Annotated in this window: 13 protein-coding genes; all 13 read right to left on the bottom strand. The window is 29.5% G+C overall.

Annotated elements, in window-relative coordinates:
- Nucleotides 1–14: 14 nt before the first annotated feature.
- Complete coding sequence (locus BN8917_RS06425) at nucleotides 15–1199, bottom strand: SAM-dependent methyltransferase (RefSeq protein ID WP_066872130.1); 1185 nt, start codon at nucleotides 1197–1199, stop codon at nucleotides 15–17.
- 367 nt (nucleotides 1200–1566) lie between these two features.
- Nucleotides 1567–2016 carry a hypothetical protein gene (locus tag BN8917_RS06420; protein ID WP_066872127.1) on the bottom strand — a complete coding sequence of 150 codons (450 nt, stop codon included), beginning with the start codon at nucleotides 2014–2016 and terminating at the stop codon, nucleotides 1567–1569.
- Nucleotides 2017–2054: 38 nt separating this feature from the next.
- Nucleotides 2055–2972, bottom strand: a complete 918-nt coding sequence (locus BN8917_RS06415) for a CPBP family intramembrane glutamic endopeptidase (protein WP_066872124.1) — start codon at nucleotides 2970–2972, stop codon at nucleotides 2055–2057.
- Nucleotides 2973–3086: 114 nt separating this feature from the next.
- Complete coding sequence (locus BN8917_RS06410; RefSeq protein WP_066872121.1) at nucleotides 3087–3650, bottom strand: DJ-1 family glyoxalase III; 564 nt, start codon at nucleotides 3648–3650, stop codon at nucleotides 3087–3089.
- Nucleotides 3651–3663: 13 nt separating this feature from the next.
- The gene (locus tag BN8917_RS06405) at nucleotides 3664–6573 is read right to left on the bottom strand and encodes a DNA topoisomerase IV subunit A (RefSeq protein ID WP_066872118.1); all 2910 of its coding nucleotides are present in this window, start codon (nucleotides 6571–6573) and stop codon (nucleotides 3664–3666) included.
- A 15-nt stretch (nucleotides 6574–6588) separates the two neighbouring features.
- Nucleotides 6589–8535 (bottom strand): DNA gyrase/topoisomerase IV subunit B, encoded by a 1947-nt coding sequence (locus BN8917_RS06400; protein ID WP_066872115.1) that lies wholly within the window; start codon nucleotides 8533–8535, stop codon nucleotides 6589–6591.
- Between the two features lie 352 nt (nucleotides 8536–8887).
- Nucleotides 8888–10303, bottom strand: coding sequence for a glycosyltransferase family 2 protein (locus tag BN8917_RS06395; RefSeq protein WP_066872112.1), 1416 nt, complete (start codon nucleotides 10301–10303; stop codon nucleotides 8888–8890).
- 267 nt (nucleotides 10304–10570) lie between these two features.
- Nucleotides 10571–11572 carry a ketol-acid reductoisomerase gene (gene ilvC / locus BN8917_RS06390; RefSeq protein WP_066872110.1) on the bottom strand — a complete coding sequence of 334 codons (1002 nt, stop codon included), beginning with the start codon at nucleotides 11570–11572 and terminating at the stop codon, nucleotides 10571–10573.
- A 58-nt stretch (nucleotides 11573–11630) separates the two neighbouring features.
- Complete coding sequence (locus tag BN8917_RS06385; protein WP_066872108.1) at nucleotides 11631–13145, bottom strand: 2-isopropylmalate synthase; 1515 nt, start codon at nucleotides 13143–13145, stop codon at nucleotides 11631–11633.
- 27 nt (nucleotides 13146–13172) lie between these two features.
- The gene (gene ilvB, locus BN8917_RS06380; protein ID WP_066872105.1) at nucleotides 13173–14825 is read right to left on the bottom strand and encodes a biosynthetic-type acetolactate synthase large subunit; all 1653 of its coding nucleotides are present in this window, start codon (nucleotides 14823–14825) and stop codon (nucleotides 13173–13175) included.
- A 65-nt stretch (nucleotides 14826–14890) separates the two neighbouring features.
- Complete coding sequence (gene ilvD, locus BN8917_RS06375) at nucleotides 14891–16549, bottom strand: dihydroxy-acid dehydratase (protein WP_066872102.1); 1659 nt, start codon at nucleotides 16547–16549, stop codon at nucleotides 14891–14893.
- Between the two features lie 11 nt (nucleotides 16550–16560).
- Nucleotides 16561–17631, bottom strand: a complete 1071-nt coding sequence (leuB, locus tag BN8917_RS06370) for a 3-isopropylmalate dehydrogenase (RefSeq protein WP_066872099.1) — start codon at nucleotides 17629–17631, stop codon at nucleotides 16561–16563.
- A 25-nt stretch (nucleotides 17632–17656) separates the two neighbouring features.
- The gene (leuD, locus tag BN8917_RS06365; protein WP_066872096.1) at nucleotides 17657–18151 is read right to left on the bottom strand and encodes a 3-isopropylmalate dehydratase small subunit; all 495 of its coding nucleotides are present in this window, start codon (nucleotides 18149–18151) and stop codon (nucleotides 17657–17659) included.
- Nucleotides 18152–18154 lie beyond the last annotated feature (3 nt).

Raw genomic sequence — 18154 nt, 5'->3', positions numbered from 1 at the left:
ATATATTATTCAAATTAGTCTTCGTACATATATTTTCTTGTCATTGGTAAATCATTGTTGATTCCCTTTGAGTATAATGTTTGGTGAATATCTATTCCCCAGTGATGGAATCCAGCTGCACATGAATTTAAGTACATTCTCCACATTCTGATGAATCTTTGATCAAACATTGTTTCTATCTTATCCATATTTGCTTCGAAACCTTCAACCCAACACATTAATGTCTTCATGTAGTGAAGTCTTAAGCTTTCAACATCAATTGTCATGAATCCATGTTCAGCAGCTATTGATAATTCTTCTCTAAGTGTTGGAACATATCCACCTGGGAATATGTAAGTTGTAATCCACTTGTTACCTTGTGTTTCTAATAAGTTTGTTATGTTGTGAAGTAAGAATAATCCACCTTGTTTAAGAACTGCATCAACATTCTTGTAGTATAAAGGAATATTTGCAGCTCCTATATGTTCAGCCATACCAACACTAACTATTCTATCAAATTGAAGTCCGCTCTTTTCTAAATCTCTATAGTCCATTAATTTAACTTCTATTAAATGATCTAAACCTTCTTCTTTAATTCTTTCATTAGCTTTTTTATATTGTTCTTCACTAAGAGTTATTCCTAAACCTTTAACTTTGTAAAGTTTAGCTGCTTCTATTAATAAATAACCCCATCCACATCCGATATCAAGAAGTGATTGACCTTCCTTTAAGTTTAATTTCTTTAATATGTGATGAATCTTATTCATTTGAGCTTCATATAAAGTATCATTTTCTGTTTTGAAATATCCACATGAATAACTCATTGTTTCATCAAGCCATAAGCTATAGAAATCATTTCCTATATCATAGTGACTTGCTATATCTTCTTTAGCTTTTACTTTTGATGTTGGCTTAAGCTTTCCAACTATTTTTAAAAGAGTACTCTTATTGAAGAAACTATTCTTGTTTCTCATCATACTTTCGATTGCTTCTTGTATATTTCCTTCAATATCAATATCTCCGTCCATATAAGCTTCACCTAAAGCTAAACTAGCATCTGCTAATAAATCTTTCTTTGAAGGGAATTTATTTATAACTAAATTAAACTTTGATTCACCTTCTCCAACTTTAACTTCTTCTCCGTCCCAAAATCTTAAAGTGAAAGTTTGATCACTTAAGTTTTTAGTAAATGTTTTTACTAATACCTTATCCATTGCCATCTTAGTCACCTCTTGTGTTTTTTCTATTAAACTTTTTTCTAAATTATTAATCCTTTTAACAATTAGTTCATATTATTTGATTATACTACTTTTTAAGATTAAAAGTTAATCTTTAATTTTCCCATAATCTGAAGCTTTTTTAACTATTTATACTGTCTATGTAAACATAACTTATATTTACTTAATTTTACTCTATATAATAATAAATAAATTAAAATATTAAATAGCCTATAAGAAAAGATATATTTTAAAAATTTTAATTATAATTACATTTAAATTTATTAAAATTAAGTAATTATTTTTATAAATATGTGAATATAAGCAATAATGAGAAATTTATAAAATTCCTAACTATTGCTTATAAAAACTATATCTTATCCGAATTTATAACCTCTTTTTTCTTAAATTCAAATATTTTTTTCTCTTCATTTTTCATTTTTTTATATTTTTCCTTAGAATAAACCTCCATCTTCTTTGCAACTGATTGAGGTGGTATAGAAAATGTCATTGCAGGAGAGAAAACTACATAAACAGTATCACCTTTTTGAATAGCTCCATCTTTGTTTTTTTCATCTTTATTAAAAACTAATTTAGTATCATCTGATATTATAGCCATTACTTGTGTTTTATAAACAGTTGTTGTTCTAATATATCCATCAACTAATACTCTTTCAGGTTTTCCGGTATCTTTATTTACTTCAACCGATTCAACAGTTCCCATAAAAATAGGACAGTCAAACTCAACTTTCTTATCTACATTAGCAACTGGACTAAAATTCATCATAATTAAACTCATAATCATTACTATTTGCTTCAAACTCAATCACTCCTATCTTGTTATCAGCATTAGTATGTCTATTTTATTGAATTTAATTCTCTATTTTTATTCTTATTCTTTATTAAATATAAAAGTATAGCAATACCTATACTTAAAACTAAAGTAGTTATAACTCCTCCCTCTGGACCAAAACTACCTCCATTAACTAAATTATCATTTTGTAATTTAATAATAAACAAACTATCCCCTGTTTCAATTCCACTAACTAAAAATCCAAATATATTCCCTTGAGCAAAATTCCAAGCTGAATGAAGAGCACATATTCCCCAAATACTTTCTTCCTTAATAGCATAAAAGGCTGCAAAAGCTCCAAATAAACTTAAATTTATTAAAGATAAAGTATTTATTCCATTATTCAATAAATGCAAGGCAGAAAAGAAAACAGATGATATAACAATTGCTACAGTTGGATTTATCTTAACCCCAAGTCCCTGAAGCATATACCCTCTCATCATTACCTCCTCTGAAGCTCCTTGAATCATCCATCCTACTATTAACATTAAAAATACAGGTAAATTACTTAGTTTAAAAGAAGTATTAACTAAAATTTTTCCTCCACCAAATAAGCAAATCCCAAGTGCAACTATCGCTATCATAAATATTCCAAATATAAATCCTTTTAAATAATCTGGTATAAGCCTTTTATTTAGCTTAAGTCCTATACTTGATAATTTTCTTTTTTCTTTAAATTTTAAAATTAAAAAATAAGTAAATATTACAATTCCAGTATTTATAGCTAAGTTAACTCCTAGATTATCTATTACAACTTTACTTCCCCCTGGAACTAATATAAAAATTATAGTAAATATAACTGTAGTTATAAGTTCTGCTAAAATGGTAGTAATTATAGGCGAAAGAATTAAAAATATCTTTCCTGATACTTTTCCTTCCTCCCTAGCTAATTTAAATAGTCCTTCCTCATTATTAATTAACATCAAACTCCCCCTTATTCTTCTAAAATTATTTTACCATATTTTTACAAATATTAATCTTATAAATTTTATTTATAAATAAAAAAAGCCATCCCATATGAGATAGCTTTTTTTAATCTATTTATTTCCTAAGTAAAAATTAACAAGCATTCCAGCTCTAATTTCATTAGCTTTTTCAATATAACCAAGTTCTTTTATAATAGCAAGTGAAAACTCTATAGCAGTAGCTGGTCCTCTACTTGTTATGATATTTTCATCTATCACTACTATATCTTCTTTATAAATTACATTTCCAAGCTCTTCTTCATAACATGGATATGATGTAACTTTTCTTCCATTTAATATTCCTGCTTTTGCTAAAACTATTGGCCCAGCACAAATTGAAGCAACTATTTTACCTGTTGCATAATAATCTTTTACAAGTTCTACAACTCTTATATTTTCTTTAAGATTTAAAGCCCCTGGCATTCCTCCAGGAATAACTATTGCATCATAGTTACTTAAGCCCTCATCATCTAAAGATAAATCAGTTTCAACTACAATATTATGTGAGCTTTTAATTTTTTTAGAATTTACTCCACATAAGTCACAAATAACTCCAGCTCTAGTACAAATATCTTTAACAGATAATGCTTCTAAAACTTCAAAGCCTTCTGCTAACATAATTAAAACTTTTTTCATAATAAAGCCCCCTTTATTTTATAGAAACATCCTTTACATAGTCATCTAAAACTACAACTATAACATTATTTCCTCTACCTGCTCTATTTTGTAACTTAAGGTCTTCTATAAGAACTTCTTTTCTTTGTTTTTCCTTTGATACAAGTATAAGCTTTTTATAATTAGAATATTCTGCTTCTTGTCCTTCTATATTCATAACAGTTATACATTTACCAAATATAACTTCATCATCTTTAAGACTTATAGCAGTTACTCCTGTAGCATTTTTACCCATTGTGCTTATTGACTTAGAATCAAATTTTATTACCATACCTTTTCTAGTTACTATAACTGATCTTACTTCTTCTCCATCATTTATATCAACAGATACAAGACTATCATCAGTAGATTTAAACTTAATACAAGGAGTGTTATTAAACTTTTCTTTATAATCTAGAAGCTTAGTCTTTTTAGCTATACCGTTCTTTGTATATAGATAAACATAGGCCTCTTCTCTATTATAACACTCTTCATTTACTGAGAATATATTTATAATTTCTTCTCCTGATTCAAAATTATCTACTAAATCAGAAAGTTTTAATTGCTCTAAACTTTGAACTAAGAATGCTGGGAACTTAAATACATTTCCTTTATTAGAGAAAACAAGTATATCTTCAAATGAACTTGTCTTAACTTTAAAGTAACTGTCACTTGATGGTTTATGATAAATCTTAACATTACCATTTTTATTTATTCCTAAAGTAAACTCTGCATATTCAAATTCTAAAGCTTCTTCTACTTCTACTATCTTATTATCAGAATTTAATGGACATAATTCTTCACCTAAAATATTTCTATCTGTAATTTCAAGTTTTGGTTCTTGAACTACAGCTTCAATACCATTTGAAGTCTTAATATTTAAGAACTTACGCTCACTTTCTGTATTATCTAAGAATACCTTAGCTAAACTATCATCTGCCTTAAGCTTAATAGCTACAAGTTTAGTATAACTTGTTGCAAGCTTATCTAATGAAGTCTTTTTAATTAATCCATTAGCTGTTATAAATTTAAATGATTTATTAGGATCTAAAGCATCTACAGATTCTATTGAAATTATCTTTTCTTTTTCTAAATCTAAGCTCTTTATAATACTGTCTATTCTTTCACCCTTATCTTTCCACTTACCTTCAGGTATATCATAAGCTTTTAATTTATACATATTACCTTTATCAGTAAATATCATAAGAGTTTCTTTAGTATTAGAGCTTATTAAGAATCTTAAGAAATCTCCTTCTCTATAATCAATATCATTTTCATCAACATTTGAACGCTTATATGTTTTTAATGGTATTCTCTTAACAAATCCATCATTTGAGATAGTAGCAATTACATCTTCGGCTATTATAAGCTCTTCAAGGTCAATCTTTGCTTCGCTATCATCTTCAACTATAGCTGTTCTTCTTTCATCAGCAAATTTTTCTGATACTTCCATAAGCTCATTCTTAATTACAGAAAGTAAAACTTTTTCATCAGCCAAGATTTTCTTTAATTCCTTTATCTTCTTTAATAATTCTTTATATTCTTTTTTAAACACATTAATTTCAAGTCCTGTTAATCTATAAAGCATAAGCTCTAAGATAGCATCAGCTTGAATAGTTGTAAATTCATACTTATTAACTAAGTTTTCATGAGCATCTTTCTTAGATTTTGAAGCTCTTATTGTTGCAATAACTTCATCTAAGATATCTAAAAGCTTTATGAAGCCTTCAACAACATGAAATCTTTTTTCAGCTACTTCAAGTTCTTTTTTAGTTCTTCTTATTACAACATCCTTTTGGTGATTTACATAATGATAAATTATAGTCTTAAGTCCCATTGTTTCTGGCTTACCATCTGCAAGGGCAACCATATTAAAACTTACATTACCTTGAAGGTCTGTCTTTTTAAATAAATATTTTAAAACTTTATCTACAGTAACTCTATTTGCTGCTTTTTTAAATTCAATAACTGCTCTTATTCCTGTTCTATCTGATTCATCTCTAATATCTATAATAGGATCTAAAACTTTTGCATGTTTTTTATCAGCAGTCATCTCTGAAATAGTTTGTAAAATCTTAGCCTTATTTTTTCTATAAGGAAATTCTGTTATAACTATTCCAAGTCGGCCATTATCAAGTTCTTCAATAGCTGTTTTAGCTCTTACAGTAACTTTACCTTCTCCAGTTTCATAAGCAGATTTTAATGATTTCTTACCAATCATAACTCCACCTGTTGGAAGGTCTGGTCCTTTAATATATTTCATAAGTTCTTCTGTTGTAATTTCATTATTATCTATATAAGCAAGTGTTCCATCTATAACTTCTTTTAAATTATGAGGTGGAATATTTGTTGCAAGTCCAACTGCAATACCAAATGCTCCATTAACTAATAAATTTGGATATTTAGCTGGTAATACCTTTGGTTCCATTTCAGATTCTGAATAGTTTGGAACCATATCTACAACACCTTTTTCTATATCTCTAAGCATTTCCATTGATATAGGAGCAAGTCTTGCTTCTGTATATCTCATAGCAGCTGCACTATCTCCATCAATTGATCCCCAGTTACCATGCCCATCAATAAGTGGTGCTCTTGTACTAAAGTTTTGTGCTAATATTACCATAGCATCATATACTGAAGTATCACCATGTGGGTGATATTTACCTAGTATGTCCCCAACTATTCTAGCTGATTTATAGTAAGGTTTATCTGGAAAAGCTTTCAGCATATATGATCCATATAAAATTCTTCTATGAACAGGCTTTAATCCATCTCTAACATCTGGTAAAGCTCTTTCTTTCGCTACTTCTACCGCATATGGTAAATAATTCTCTGGCATTACCTCTTCTAAAGGTGATTGTATTATATTATTATCTCTAGGAACAATAAATTTTTTCTTTGCCATATATTTCTCCTCCTATTAAAACTCTCCATACTTGTACATATATTTTTTTCTAGGTTCAACAACATCTCCCATAAGTAAAGATACCATTTTTTCAGCTTTAGCAGCATCTTCAATAGTAACTTGTATTAATGTTCTTGTTTCTGGATTTAAAGTTGTTTCCCAAAGTTGATCTGGATTCATTTCTCCAAGTCCTTTAAATCTTTGAACTAAAGCTCCTTTACCAACTTTTTTCTTAACTGATTCTAATTCTTCATCTGTATAAGCATATTCTGTTTTAGCATTTTTCCCAGTTTTATATACTTTATAAAGAGGTGGCTGAGCAAGATATAAATGTCCTCCTGCTACAAGAGGTCTCATATATCTATAAATATATGTCATCCATAAAGTTCTGATATGATATCCATCAACATCAGCATCACTCATAATTATAATCTTATCGTACTTTAAATCTTTTTCATTATAATTATCTAGAGTACCTGTTCCTATAGCTGTATTGAATATCTTTAACTCTTCTGAAGCTAATACATTTTCAAGCTTTTGCTTTTCTGTATTCATTATCTTACCCTTAGAAGGCATTATTGTTTGGAATCTTCTATCTCTAGCTTGTTTTGCTGAACCTCCAGCAGAATCTCCCTCAACTACTATAAATTCATTAACAGAGCTATCTTTTAAAGTACATACTGCTACTTTACCTGCAAGTGGAGCTGTTCCTTTTCCTATTTTTTTCTTTTCAGCTTCATTAATCTTTTTAATTTTTTCTCTTCTAGCTGCTGCATCTAAAGCATTGTTAATAACCATAGTTGCAATTTTCTTATTATCTTCTATCCATTCTGAAAATCTAGTATAAGCTAAATCATTCATCATAGTATAAGCTTCATTATTTCCAAGCTTAGTTTTAGTTTGACCTTCAAATACAGGATTAGTAATCTTAATTCTAACTATAGCGGTCATACCTTCTCTTATATCATCGCCTTCAAACTCTCTATCCTTTTCTTTAACAAGTCCTAACTTCTTTGCCCATTCCTTAAATGCTCTAGTCATACCTGTTTTAAATCCAGTTTCATGAGTTCCTGCTTCTGTAGTAGGTATATTATTAACATAACTTGCTATATTTTCAGTAGATGAATCTGTAAACTGTAAACAAACTTCCCCATACATTTGAATATCATTTACTACTCTTTCACCTTCAAATAAAATAGGTTCTGGATGAAGAGGTGTCTTACTTTCATTTAAATATTGAATAAAGTCTAAAAGTCCTCTTTCTGAAAAATATTCTTTAACTACTTCTTCATCTTTTCTTCTATCTATAAGTTCAAGTCTCATTCCTTTATTTTGGAATGCTAATTCTTGAAGTCTTTCATCTATAACATCAAATTTAAAATCGCTTGTTGAGAATATATCATTATCAGGTAGGAAAGTAACCTTAGTCCCTGTTTCTTTAGTTTTTCCTATAATATCAAGATTAGTTACTGGAGTTCCTGGCATATCTTTTTTAAGTTCTTTATCATATGCATATTCAAATCTTTCTCTATAAACATTACCATTTTGTTTTACTTCAACTTCTAACCATTTTGATAAAGCATTTACAACAGCAGCTCCAACTCCATGAAGGCCTCCAGAAGTTTTATAATTTTCATTATTAAACTTTCCACCAGTATGGAGTTCTGTAAATACCATCTCAACTCCAGTTTTCTTTTTAGTTGGATGCATTCCAGTAGGAATTCCTCTACCATCATCTATAATAGTTACACTTTTATCTTTATTTAAAATAACTGTTGCTTTAGTTCCATATCCATTAGATATTTCATCTATTGCATTATCTAATATTTCCCATATACAGTGATGTAATCCCTTTGTTCCAGTAGAACCAATATACATACCTGGTCTTACTCTAACTGGCTCTAACTTCTCAAGTGAAGTAAGTGCTGTTACATCATAGTTATTACTTGCTTTATTAACCATTTTTATCCTCCAATGCTCAAATAATTTATTATATCTTTTTAATTACTAACAAACTCATAATTAGTATTTACACAAAAACTAAAATTAAATTCATTTTTATCTTTACATAAGTTATTATAAATATTTTTTATTATAATGTTACATTAGTTCTAAAGCTCATAACTTTATGAGTTTATAACTTTTTATTTATTATGTATAATTAATTTTAATATCTATCAAACATTTAAAAGAATGATAAATGCTAGTAATAGCCCTTATCACTAGATTTTAGTATAATTTTTTTAAAGATTATTGTCAAACATAGGTTCTCATTTTTTTATAAAAAAAATAGACACCCATCGGGTATCTATTTTTACATTTCGTATATTCCAAGTTGTCTTACATGCTTTGTATGTGACCACTCTTTATTATCTTTATTTGCAATTCCTTGCATTGTTATTGGAACCCAAGTTAAAACATATACTGCTGAACCAAGGTATCTTAAAACTTCATCCTTAACTTCTTGTCCTAAGAATTTAACACTTATCATAAAGAATACTATTGCATATACAAGATTAAACATTGTAAGCATTACTTTATCATCAAGTATTGATAGATTTACCACAAAGAATGGTTGTATGAAAGCTACTACTAAGAAAGCTGTCATCATAGAAAGTGTTCTTCCCATTTTTGCTTTATCCTTCATCATCATAACTGCCATAAATCCAATTTCTAATAAGCAAATCATTCCCCAAAGACCATCATAGAATACATAATTTGAGAAGAAATCTCTAAGTGTTGCTATGAATACTGCTGATGCTGCTGAAACTACTAAAGATATAGATAATAATGTTGTCATAAATGGTTGTAAAACATACATAGCGCAGTCAAATGCAACCTTATCTCCATCTTTAATTGCTTTCTTAAACAGTTTTAAAGTATATCTACTTGCAACATCTGCAAATCCTTGCATCCATCTTTTTCTTTGTTTCCATGAATCATTTAAAGTTAATGGTTTTTCATCATAGATAATAGCATCATCTGCTACTCCAACTTTCTTTCCGTTAAGAACTAACTTACATGTAAATTCTAAATCCTCTGTAAGACAAGTTGCTCCCCAACCCATTTCTTTTAAAATATCTGTACTTAAAGCAAATCCTGTTCCTCCAAGTTGTGCTGAAAGACCTATAGCATTTCTTCCATATTGAAGTCTTCTTACTGTTGATCCAAGTGATATATCACAAGATTCTGTTACCCATGAATCCTTAGGATTCTTAGTTTCTATATAACATTGAACCACTTCATATCCTTCACACATTTTAGAATTCATTCTTGTTAAAAATTCTTTATGAACTAAATTATCTGCATCAAATATAGCAATTGCATCATAATTTTTATCCATTTCGAAAATTTTATTGAACATCCATTCTAAGGCAAAACCTTTACCTCTTTTATCTTTATTGAATCTCTCATAGACATTTGCGCCGTGCTCTCTAGCAATATCCGCAGTTGAATCTGTACAGTTATCTGCTATAACAAATACATCATATAATTCTTTTGGATAATCTAGTCTATTAAAACTATCTACAAGGTTACCTATAACAATTTCTTCATTATGTGCTGACACAATAAGTGCAAAACTTTTTTCTGGATTTCTCAAATTATTATCCTTGTCCTTATCTTTTGATAATTTATAGGCTCCTATAAGCCCAATTACAAAATGATAAGCCATCATTGCTAATATAATTAAAGGAAACATAATTGTAACTATCAAAAAGCTTTTTTCCATTTTTGTCACTCCTAAAGTTTAAATTAACCTATAAATATAATATTTTCCATTTTTTATATCATTTCATTCATTGCTAGTATTTATTATATTATTTATTTTGTAAAATATCAAATACTTTGTTTATTTTATACTTAAAATTTATTTTTATTTATAGGTTTATAGAACTCCTGAGATACTTAACATTTTAAATTTAACTCTTAAAAAGGAGTTACAATTTTTTTGTAACCCCTCTTTTATTATAAAACAAAAATCTAACTAAGTTAATAGCTAATTGATGTCATTTTTTATCCAACTCATCATTTCTCTTAGTTCTGAACCTACTTTTTCGATTTGATGATTTTTTTCCATTCTTCTTGTTGCATTAAAATTTGGTCTTCCAACCATATTCTCAACAAGCCAATTTTTAGCGAATGTTCCATCTTGAATTTCAGTTAAAACTTTTTTCATTTCATTTTTTGTATTTTCAGTTATAATTCTTTTACCTACACAATAATCTCCATACTCAGCTGTATCACTTATTGAATATCTCATAGTTTCAAGTCCACCTTGATACATTAAATCTACAATAAGTTTCATTTCATGCATACATTCAAAATAAGCATTTTCAGGGGCATAGCCTGCCTCTACAAGCGTTTCAAATCCAGCTTTAATTAATGCACTAACTCCTCCACATAAAACAGCTTGTTCACCAAAAAGATCTGTTTCTGTTTCATCTTTAAATGTAGTTTCAAGAACTCCAGACCTTGCACCACCAATTCCATTAGTATAAGCAAGCGCTAAATCTTTTGCTTCTCCTGTATAATCTTGATATACAGCTATAAGACAAGGTACTCCTGAACCTTCTGTATAAGTTCTTCTTACCATATGTCCTGGCCCTTTTGGTGCTACCATAAATACATCAACATTTTCTGGTGGAACTATTTGTGTGTAGTGAATATTAAATCCATGCGCAAATGCTAATGCCTTTCCTTCTGTTAAATAAGGAGCTATTTCTTTATTATACATTTCTCTTTGTTTTTCATCTGGAATTAGAATCATTATTACATCATTATTTTTAACAGCATCACTTACTGTTGAAACTTTAAGACCTGATTCTTCAGCCTTTTCCCATGATTTACTGCCTTCATATAAACCTACTGTTACATCTACTCCACTTTCATGAAGATTTAATGCATGAGCATGTCCCTGACTACCATAACCAATAATTGCTACCTTCTTAGATTTTAATAAATTTAAATTTGTATCTTGTTCATAATATAATTTTGCCATAATTATTCCCCCTAATTATTACTTTTATCTTAAATAAAACTTAATTTATTTATCTTCATTATTTTTTAAAATCTATCATTCTATTTACAGCATTAATTAACGCCTCTATACTAGCTTCCATAATATCTCCTGAAAGAGCACTACCTGTAAATACTTCACCATTATCAATAATTTTAACTGCAACTTCTCCTAATGCATCATCACCATCTGTTACAGATCTTATTGTGTAATCTTCTAATTTAATTTCAATTCCTAAAGCTCTTTCGACTGCTTTAAAAGCTGATGCTACTGAACCATCACCAACTGCACTTTCTCTTAAAATATAATCACCTTTTTGAATTTCTACAGTTGTTGTACATATCATCTTATTTCCACTATAAACTTGGAATGATAAAAGTTTATAAGTTTCTTCTATACCTCTAAACTTATTATTTATAATTGCATCAATATCTTTTGAGCTTATATGTTTTTTCTTATCTGTCATCTTCTTAAATTCTATAAACGCTTTATCTAAAGCATCTTTTTCTAACTCTATTCCATTACCTCTTAAATAATTATCAAAAGCATGTCTTCCTGAATGCTTACCAAGAACTATATTATTATTTTCAATCTTTCCAATAGATTCAGGTGTAATTATTTCATAAGTTGTTTTTTCTTTTAATACTCCATCTTGATGTATTCCTGATTCATGAGAAAAAGCATTTTTACCTACTATTGCTTTATTAGGCTGAACATAAACTCCTGTTATAGATGAAACTAAAGTTGAAGTTCTATAAATTTTTGTAGTATCTAAATCTGTATAAACGCCTAAAGATTTACCCTTAGTTTTTATAGCCATAACTATTTCTTCTAAAGCTGCATTACCTGCTCTTTCACCAAGGCCATTAATAGCACATTCTACTTGTGTGGCTCCAGCAACAACTCCACTTAAAGAATTTGCAACTGCCATTCCTAAATCATCATGACAATGAACTGAAAAATCTACATTTTCTGCACCTCGAGTATTTTTAATTATTTCACTTATAAAATTGTGATAATCAGTTGGTAAAGCATATCCAACTGTATCAGGAATATTTATAACTGTAGCTCCTGCTTCTATTACTTTTCCAAAAAGCTCGATTAAAAATTCTTTATCACTTCTATAAGCATCTTCTGCTGAAAATTCAATATCTTCACATAAAGCTTTCGCATATCTAACCATATTTATTGCTTTTTTTAAAACCTCTTCTTTATTCATATTCAATTTATATTTCATATGAATTGGTGAAGTTGCAATAAAAATATGAATTCTTGGCTTTCTAGCTTCTTTCAGTGCCTCATAAGCTTTATCTATATCAGCTTTAACTGCTCTACAAAGTGCAGCTACAGTAGAATTTTTTATTTCTTTTGCAATTGCTTCAACTGCCTCAAAATCACCTTTAGATGACATTGGAAAGCCTGCCTCTATAATATCTACTCCTAATTCTTCTAATCTTTTAGCTATAATAAGTTTTTCCTTCAGATTTAGATTAACTCCAGGTGTTTGTTCCCCATCTCTTAAGGTTGTATCAAAAATCTTTATTTTTCTACTCATATAATCATCCCCCTTAATTAATCTACTTTATTCTTCAATAATATCTGCTATAGGAGCTCCTGGAGCCACCATTGGAAATACTTTTTTATCCTGATTTATAATATAATCAACTAACGTAACCTCTTCACTATTAATAGCTTCTTTTAAAATTTCATAGCTATCATCACCATAATCTACTCTATAACCTTTTCCCCCAAAACTATCTATAAGTTTTAAGAAATCTGTTTTTCTATTAAGTGTAGTTTCTGAATATCTCTTTTCATAAAATAAAGTTTGCCATTGCCTTACCATACCAAGAGTATTATTATTCATAATAATTATTGTTATCCCTAAATTATTTTTAACAGCTGTAGGTATCTCATTACAATTCATACCTAAACTTCCATCACCAGTTATAAGTATTACTTTTTTATCTGGTTTTGCTACTTTTGCTCCAATAGCTGCTCCCATTCCAAATCCCATAGTTCCAAGTCCACCTGAAGTTATACAAGTTCTAGAGTATTTAAATTTATAATTAAGAGCTGTCCACATTTGATGTTGTCCAACATCAGTAACTATTATTGCATCACCATCAGTAATATCATTTAAAATATCAAATAACTCTTCCGGAGTATTTTCTGCCATAACTTTTTTCTCTATATTTTTTAATTCTTTAACTCTTCCAAGCCATTTTTTATTATTTTTTTCTTCAATAACTGGATTTAACCTCATTAAAACTTCTTTTATATCTCCAATAATAGAAGCTTCTGTTTTAATATTTTTATCTATTTCAGCTGGATCTACATCTATATGAATAACCTTACAATCTTTTATATGATTTTTATTAGCAATTACTCTATCACTAAATCTTGCCCCAATACATATAAACAAATCACTTTCTACTGCAAGTAAATTTGAAGCCTTAGTTCCATGCATACCTATCATTCCAGTAAATAATGTAGAATCTGCATTATATGCACTAAGTCCCATAAGTGAAGATGAAACAGGGGCATTTATTTTTTCAGCAAATTCCTTTAATTCTTTTTCAGCAGCAGAACTTATAACTCCACCACCTGCAAATATAAAAGGTCTTTTACTTTCATTAATAAATTCAACTGCTTTATTTAAAGAAGCTTCTGTTATAAATCTTGTACTTCTTTTTATTTCTTTAGGCTTTTTATAATTATATTCTGCATATGCTGCCGTAACATCTTTAGTTATATCAATAAGAACTGGACCTGGTCTTCCTTTTTTAGCTATATAAAATGCTTCCCTAATAACATCTTGTAAATCTTTTATATCTTTTACTATATAATTGTGCTTAGTTATAGGCATTGTAATTCCAGCTATATCAACCTCTTGAAAGCTATCTTTTCCAAGCAAATTTTTTGGCACATTTCCTGTTATAGCAACTAAAGGTATCGAATCCATGTATGCTGTTGCAATACCAGTAACTAGATTAGTTGCACCAGGACCTGAAGTTGCAAGACAAACTCCAACTTTACCTGTTGCTCTTGCATAACCATCAGCAGCATGTGCTGCACCTTGCTCATGACAACTTAAAATATGATTTATCTTATCCTTATTTTTATAAAGAGCATCATATATATTAAGTACTGCACCACCTGGGTAACCAAATATAGTATCAACCCCTTGTTCAACTAAACATCTAACTAATATTTCTGAACCATTTAACATCATAAATATCCCCCCTTTTTTCTACAAATTATTTATAAAATAAAAAACTCTTCCTATTATATATACCTTTATTTTAATATTGCTCCTTCACTTGCTGATGAAACAAGTTTAGAATATCTATATAAATATCCTTCTTTTATTTTAGGCTCTAATAATGTTACGGATTTTCTTCTCTTATTTAATTCTTCATCCGCAACTTTAAGCTCTAACACTCCATTTGGAATATCTATTGAAATAATATCTCCTTCTTCTATAAAAGCAATAACTCCACCTTCAGCTGCTTCTGGAGATATATGACCAATTGCTGCCCCTCTAGTTGCACCTGAAAATCTTCCATCAGTTATTAAAGCAACATCTTTATCAAGTCCCATTCCAGCTATTGCTGAAGTAGCTGAGAGCATTTCTCTCATTCCAGGTCCACCCTTTGGTCCTTCATATCTTATAACTACTACATCACCTTTTTCTATTTTTCCAGTCATAATAGTCCTTAATGATTCTTCCTCTGAATTAAATACTCTTGCTCTACCTTCATGAACTAACATTTCTGGAAGAACCGCTGATTTTTTAACTACAGCTCCATCTGGTGCAATATTACCTCTAAGGATTGCTATTCCACCTGTTTGACTATATGGATTATCAATATTTTTAATAATATTATTATCAAGTACTTTAGCATTTTCTATATTTTTTCCTTGTGTTTCTCCTGTTGCAGTAATTACATCTAAATCTAAAAGGTTTTTCTTACTTAATTCATTCATAACAGCTCCAACTCCACCTGCAACATATAAATCTTCTATATAATGATTTCCTGCTGGTGCAAGCTTGCAAAGATTTGGAATTTTTGAACTCATTTCATTTATAATATCAAGATTCATATCAACTTTAGCTTCATTAGCAATTGCAGTTAAATGAAGAACACTATTACTTGAACAACCAAGTGCCATATCTACTGCAAGTGAATTTTTTATACTTTTTTCATTTATTATATCTCTTGGTTTTATATCTCTTTTTACTAGCTCCATTATTTTCATTCCAGCTTTTTTAGCAAGTCTTATCCTTTCTGAATAAACTGCTGGTATTGTTCCATTTCCAGGTAAAGCTATTCCTAAACTTTCACAAAGACAATTCATAGAATTAGCTGTAAACATACCAGAACAAGATCCACAAGTTGGACAAGCTTTATTTTCTATTTCATTAAGCTCATCAATATTTATTTTGCCTGCCTCATATGAACCTACACTTTCAAATACATCTGAAAGACTAAGGCTTTTATCTCTAACTTTCCCTGCAAGCATTGCTCCACCTGAGATTGCAATAGTTGGTATATTAACTCTTAAAGCTCCCATGATACTACCTGGAACTATTTTGTCGCAATTTGGTATTAAAACAAGTCCATCCAAAGCATGAGCTTTAGCCATGCATTCTATTGAATCTGCTATTATTTCTCTAGTAGCTAGAGAATATTTCATTCCTTCATGCCCCATAGAAATTCCATCGCAAACTCCTATAACAGGAAAAACAAGAGGGGTTCCACCTGCCATAATAATTCCTTTTTTTACAGCCTCAGTTATTTTATCTAAATTTATATGACCAGGTATTATATCATTTTGAGAAGAAACAACTCCTATTATAGGTCTATTAATTTCTTCCTCTGTTAAACCTGTTGCTTTTAATAAAGATCTATGAGGTGCTCTATCTGCTCCTATTTTAATTCTACTACTTATCATATCTTTACCCCCTAAATAGACTCTACAACAAGTCTTCCCATTTCTTTAGTTCTAACTAAATTCATAGAAGCACTATTTATATCTCCTGTTCTATATCCTTGTTCTAAAACATTAACAACTGCATTCTCTATAGTTTTTGCTTCTTCTTCTAAATTGAAGCTATATCTAAGCATCATTGCTGCTGATAAAATTGTTGCTAGTGGATTAGCTATATTTTTACCTGCAATATCAGGAGCACTACCATGTATAGGCTCATACATTCCAAAACTATTTTCACCAAGACTTGCTGATGGTAACATTCCAATAGAACCTGTAATCATTGAAGCTTCATCTGATAAAATATCTCCAAACATATTACTAGTAAGAATCACATCAAATTGCTTTGGATCTCTTACAAGTTGCATTGCTGCATTATCAACATATAAATTATCAAGTTCAACTTCTGGATAATCTTTATGAACATCTTCTACAACTCTTCTCCAAAGTCTTGAACTTTCTAGAATATTTGCCTTATCAACACTTGTAACTTTCTTATTTCTTTTCAAAGCTGTTTCAAAAGCAATTTTTGCAATTCTTCTAATTTCTGATGTTGAATATTGCTCTGTATCTCTTGCAATCTCTTCTCCAGAGCTTTTTATAATTTCTCTTTTTCCAAAATATATTCCACCTGTAAGTTCTCTTACTACACAAATATCTATACCATCGCCAATAATTTCTTCTTTTAATGGAGATGCATTTTTAAGAGATTTATATAATAAAGCTGGTCTTAAATTACAATATAAATTAAGACCTCCTCTCAAACCAAGTAAAGCTTGCTCTGGTCTTACTCCGCCATTTAAATTATCCCATTTAGGTCCACCAACTGCTCCTAAAAGTACAGCATCCATTTTTCTACAAAGTTCTAAAGTATGCTCTGGAAGTGCTTCTCCAGTTATATCAATTGCAACTCCTCCAGCAATAGCCTCATGATATTTAAAAGTATGATTAAACTTAACTGCTATTTTATCTAATACCTTTAAAGCTTCATTAATTACTTCTGGTCCGATTCCATCTCCTTTAATAACCCCAATATTAAAATTCATAATTTTTTCCCCCTTTTATTTCCTATTACTTATTTTGCTGTTTTTTTATTCTCTGAACTAATCCACCACAATTTATTATTTCTTGCATAAACTCTGGGAAAGGCTCTGCTTGATACTCTTCATTTTTAGTAAGATTTTTTATAACTCCTGTAACAAAATTTACTGAAACCTTATCTCCTGACTTTATGGCTTTTGCAGCACTTTCACATTCAAGAATTGGAAGACCTATATTAATTGCATTTCTATAAAATATTCTTGCAAAAGTTTGTGCAATTACACAACTTACTCCACTAGCTTTTATAGCTATAGGCGCATGTTCTCTTGAAGAACCACAGCCAAAATTTTTATCTGCAACTATGATATCTCCTTCTTCTACATTTACTATAAAATCTTTATCTATATCTTCCATACAATGCATTGCAAGTTCTTTTTCTTCAGATGTATTCAAATATCTAGCTGGTATAATTACATCTGTATCAACATTATTTCCGTATTTAAAAACTTTTCCACAAACCTCCATGAT

The sequence above is a fragment of the Clostridium mediterraneense genome, assembly GCF_900091705.1.
GTDB lineage: Bacteria > Bacillota > Clostridia > Clostridiales > Clostridiaceae > Sarcina > Sarcina mediterraneense.
This window is presented reverse-complemented; position numbering and strand designations above follow the sequence as displayed.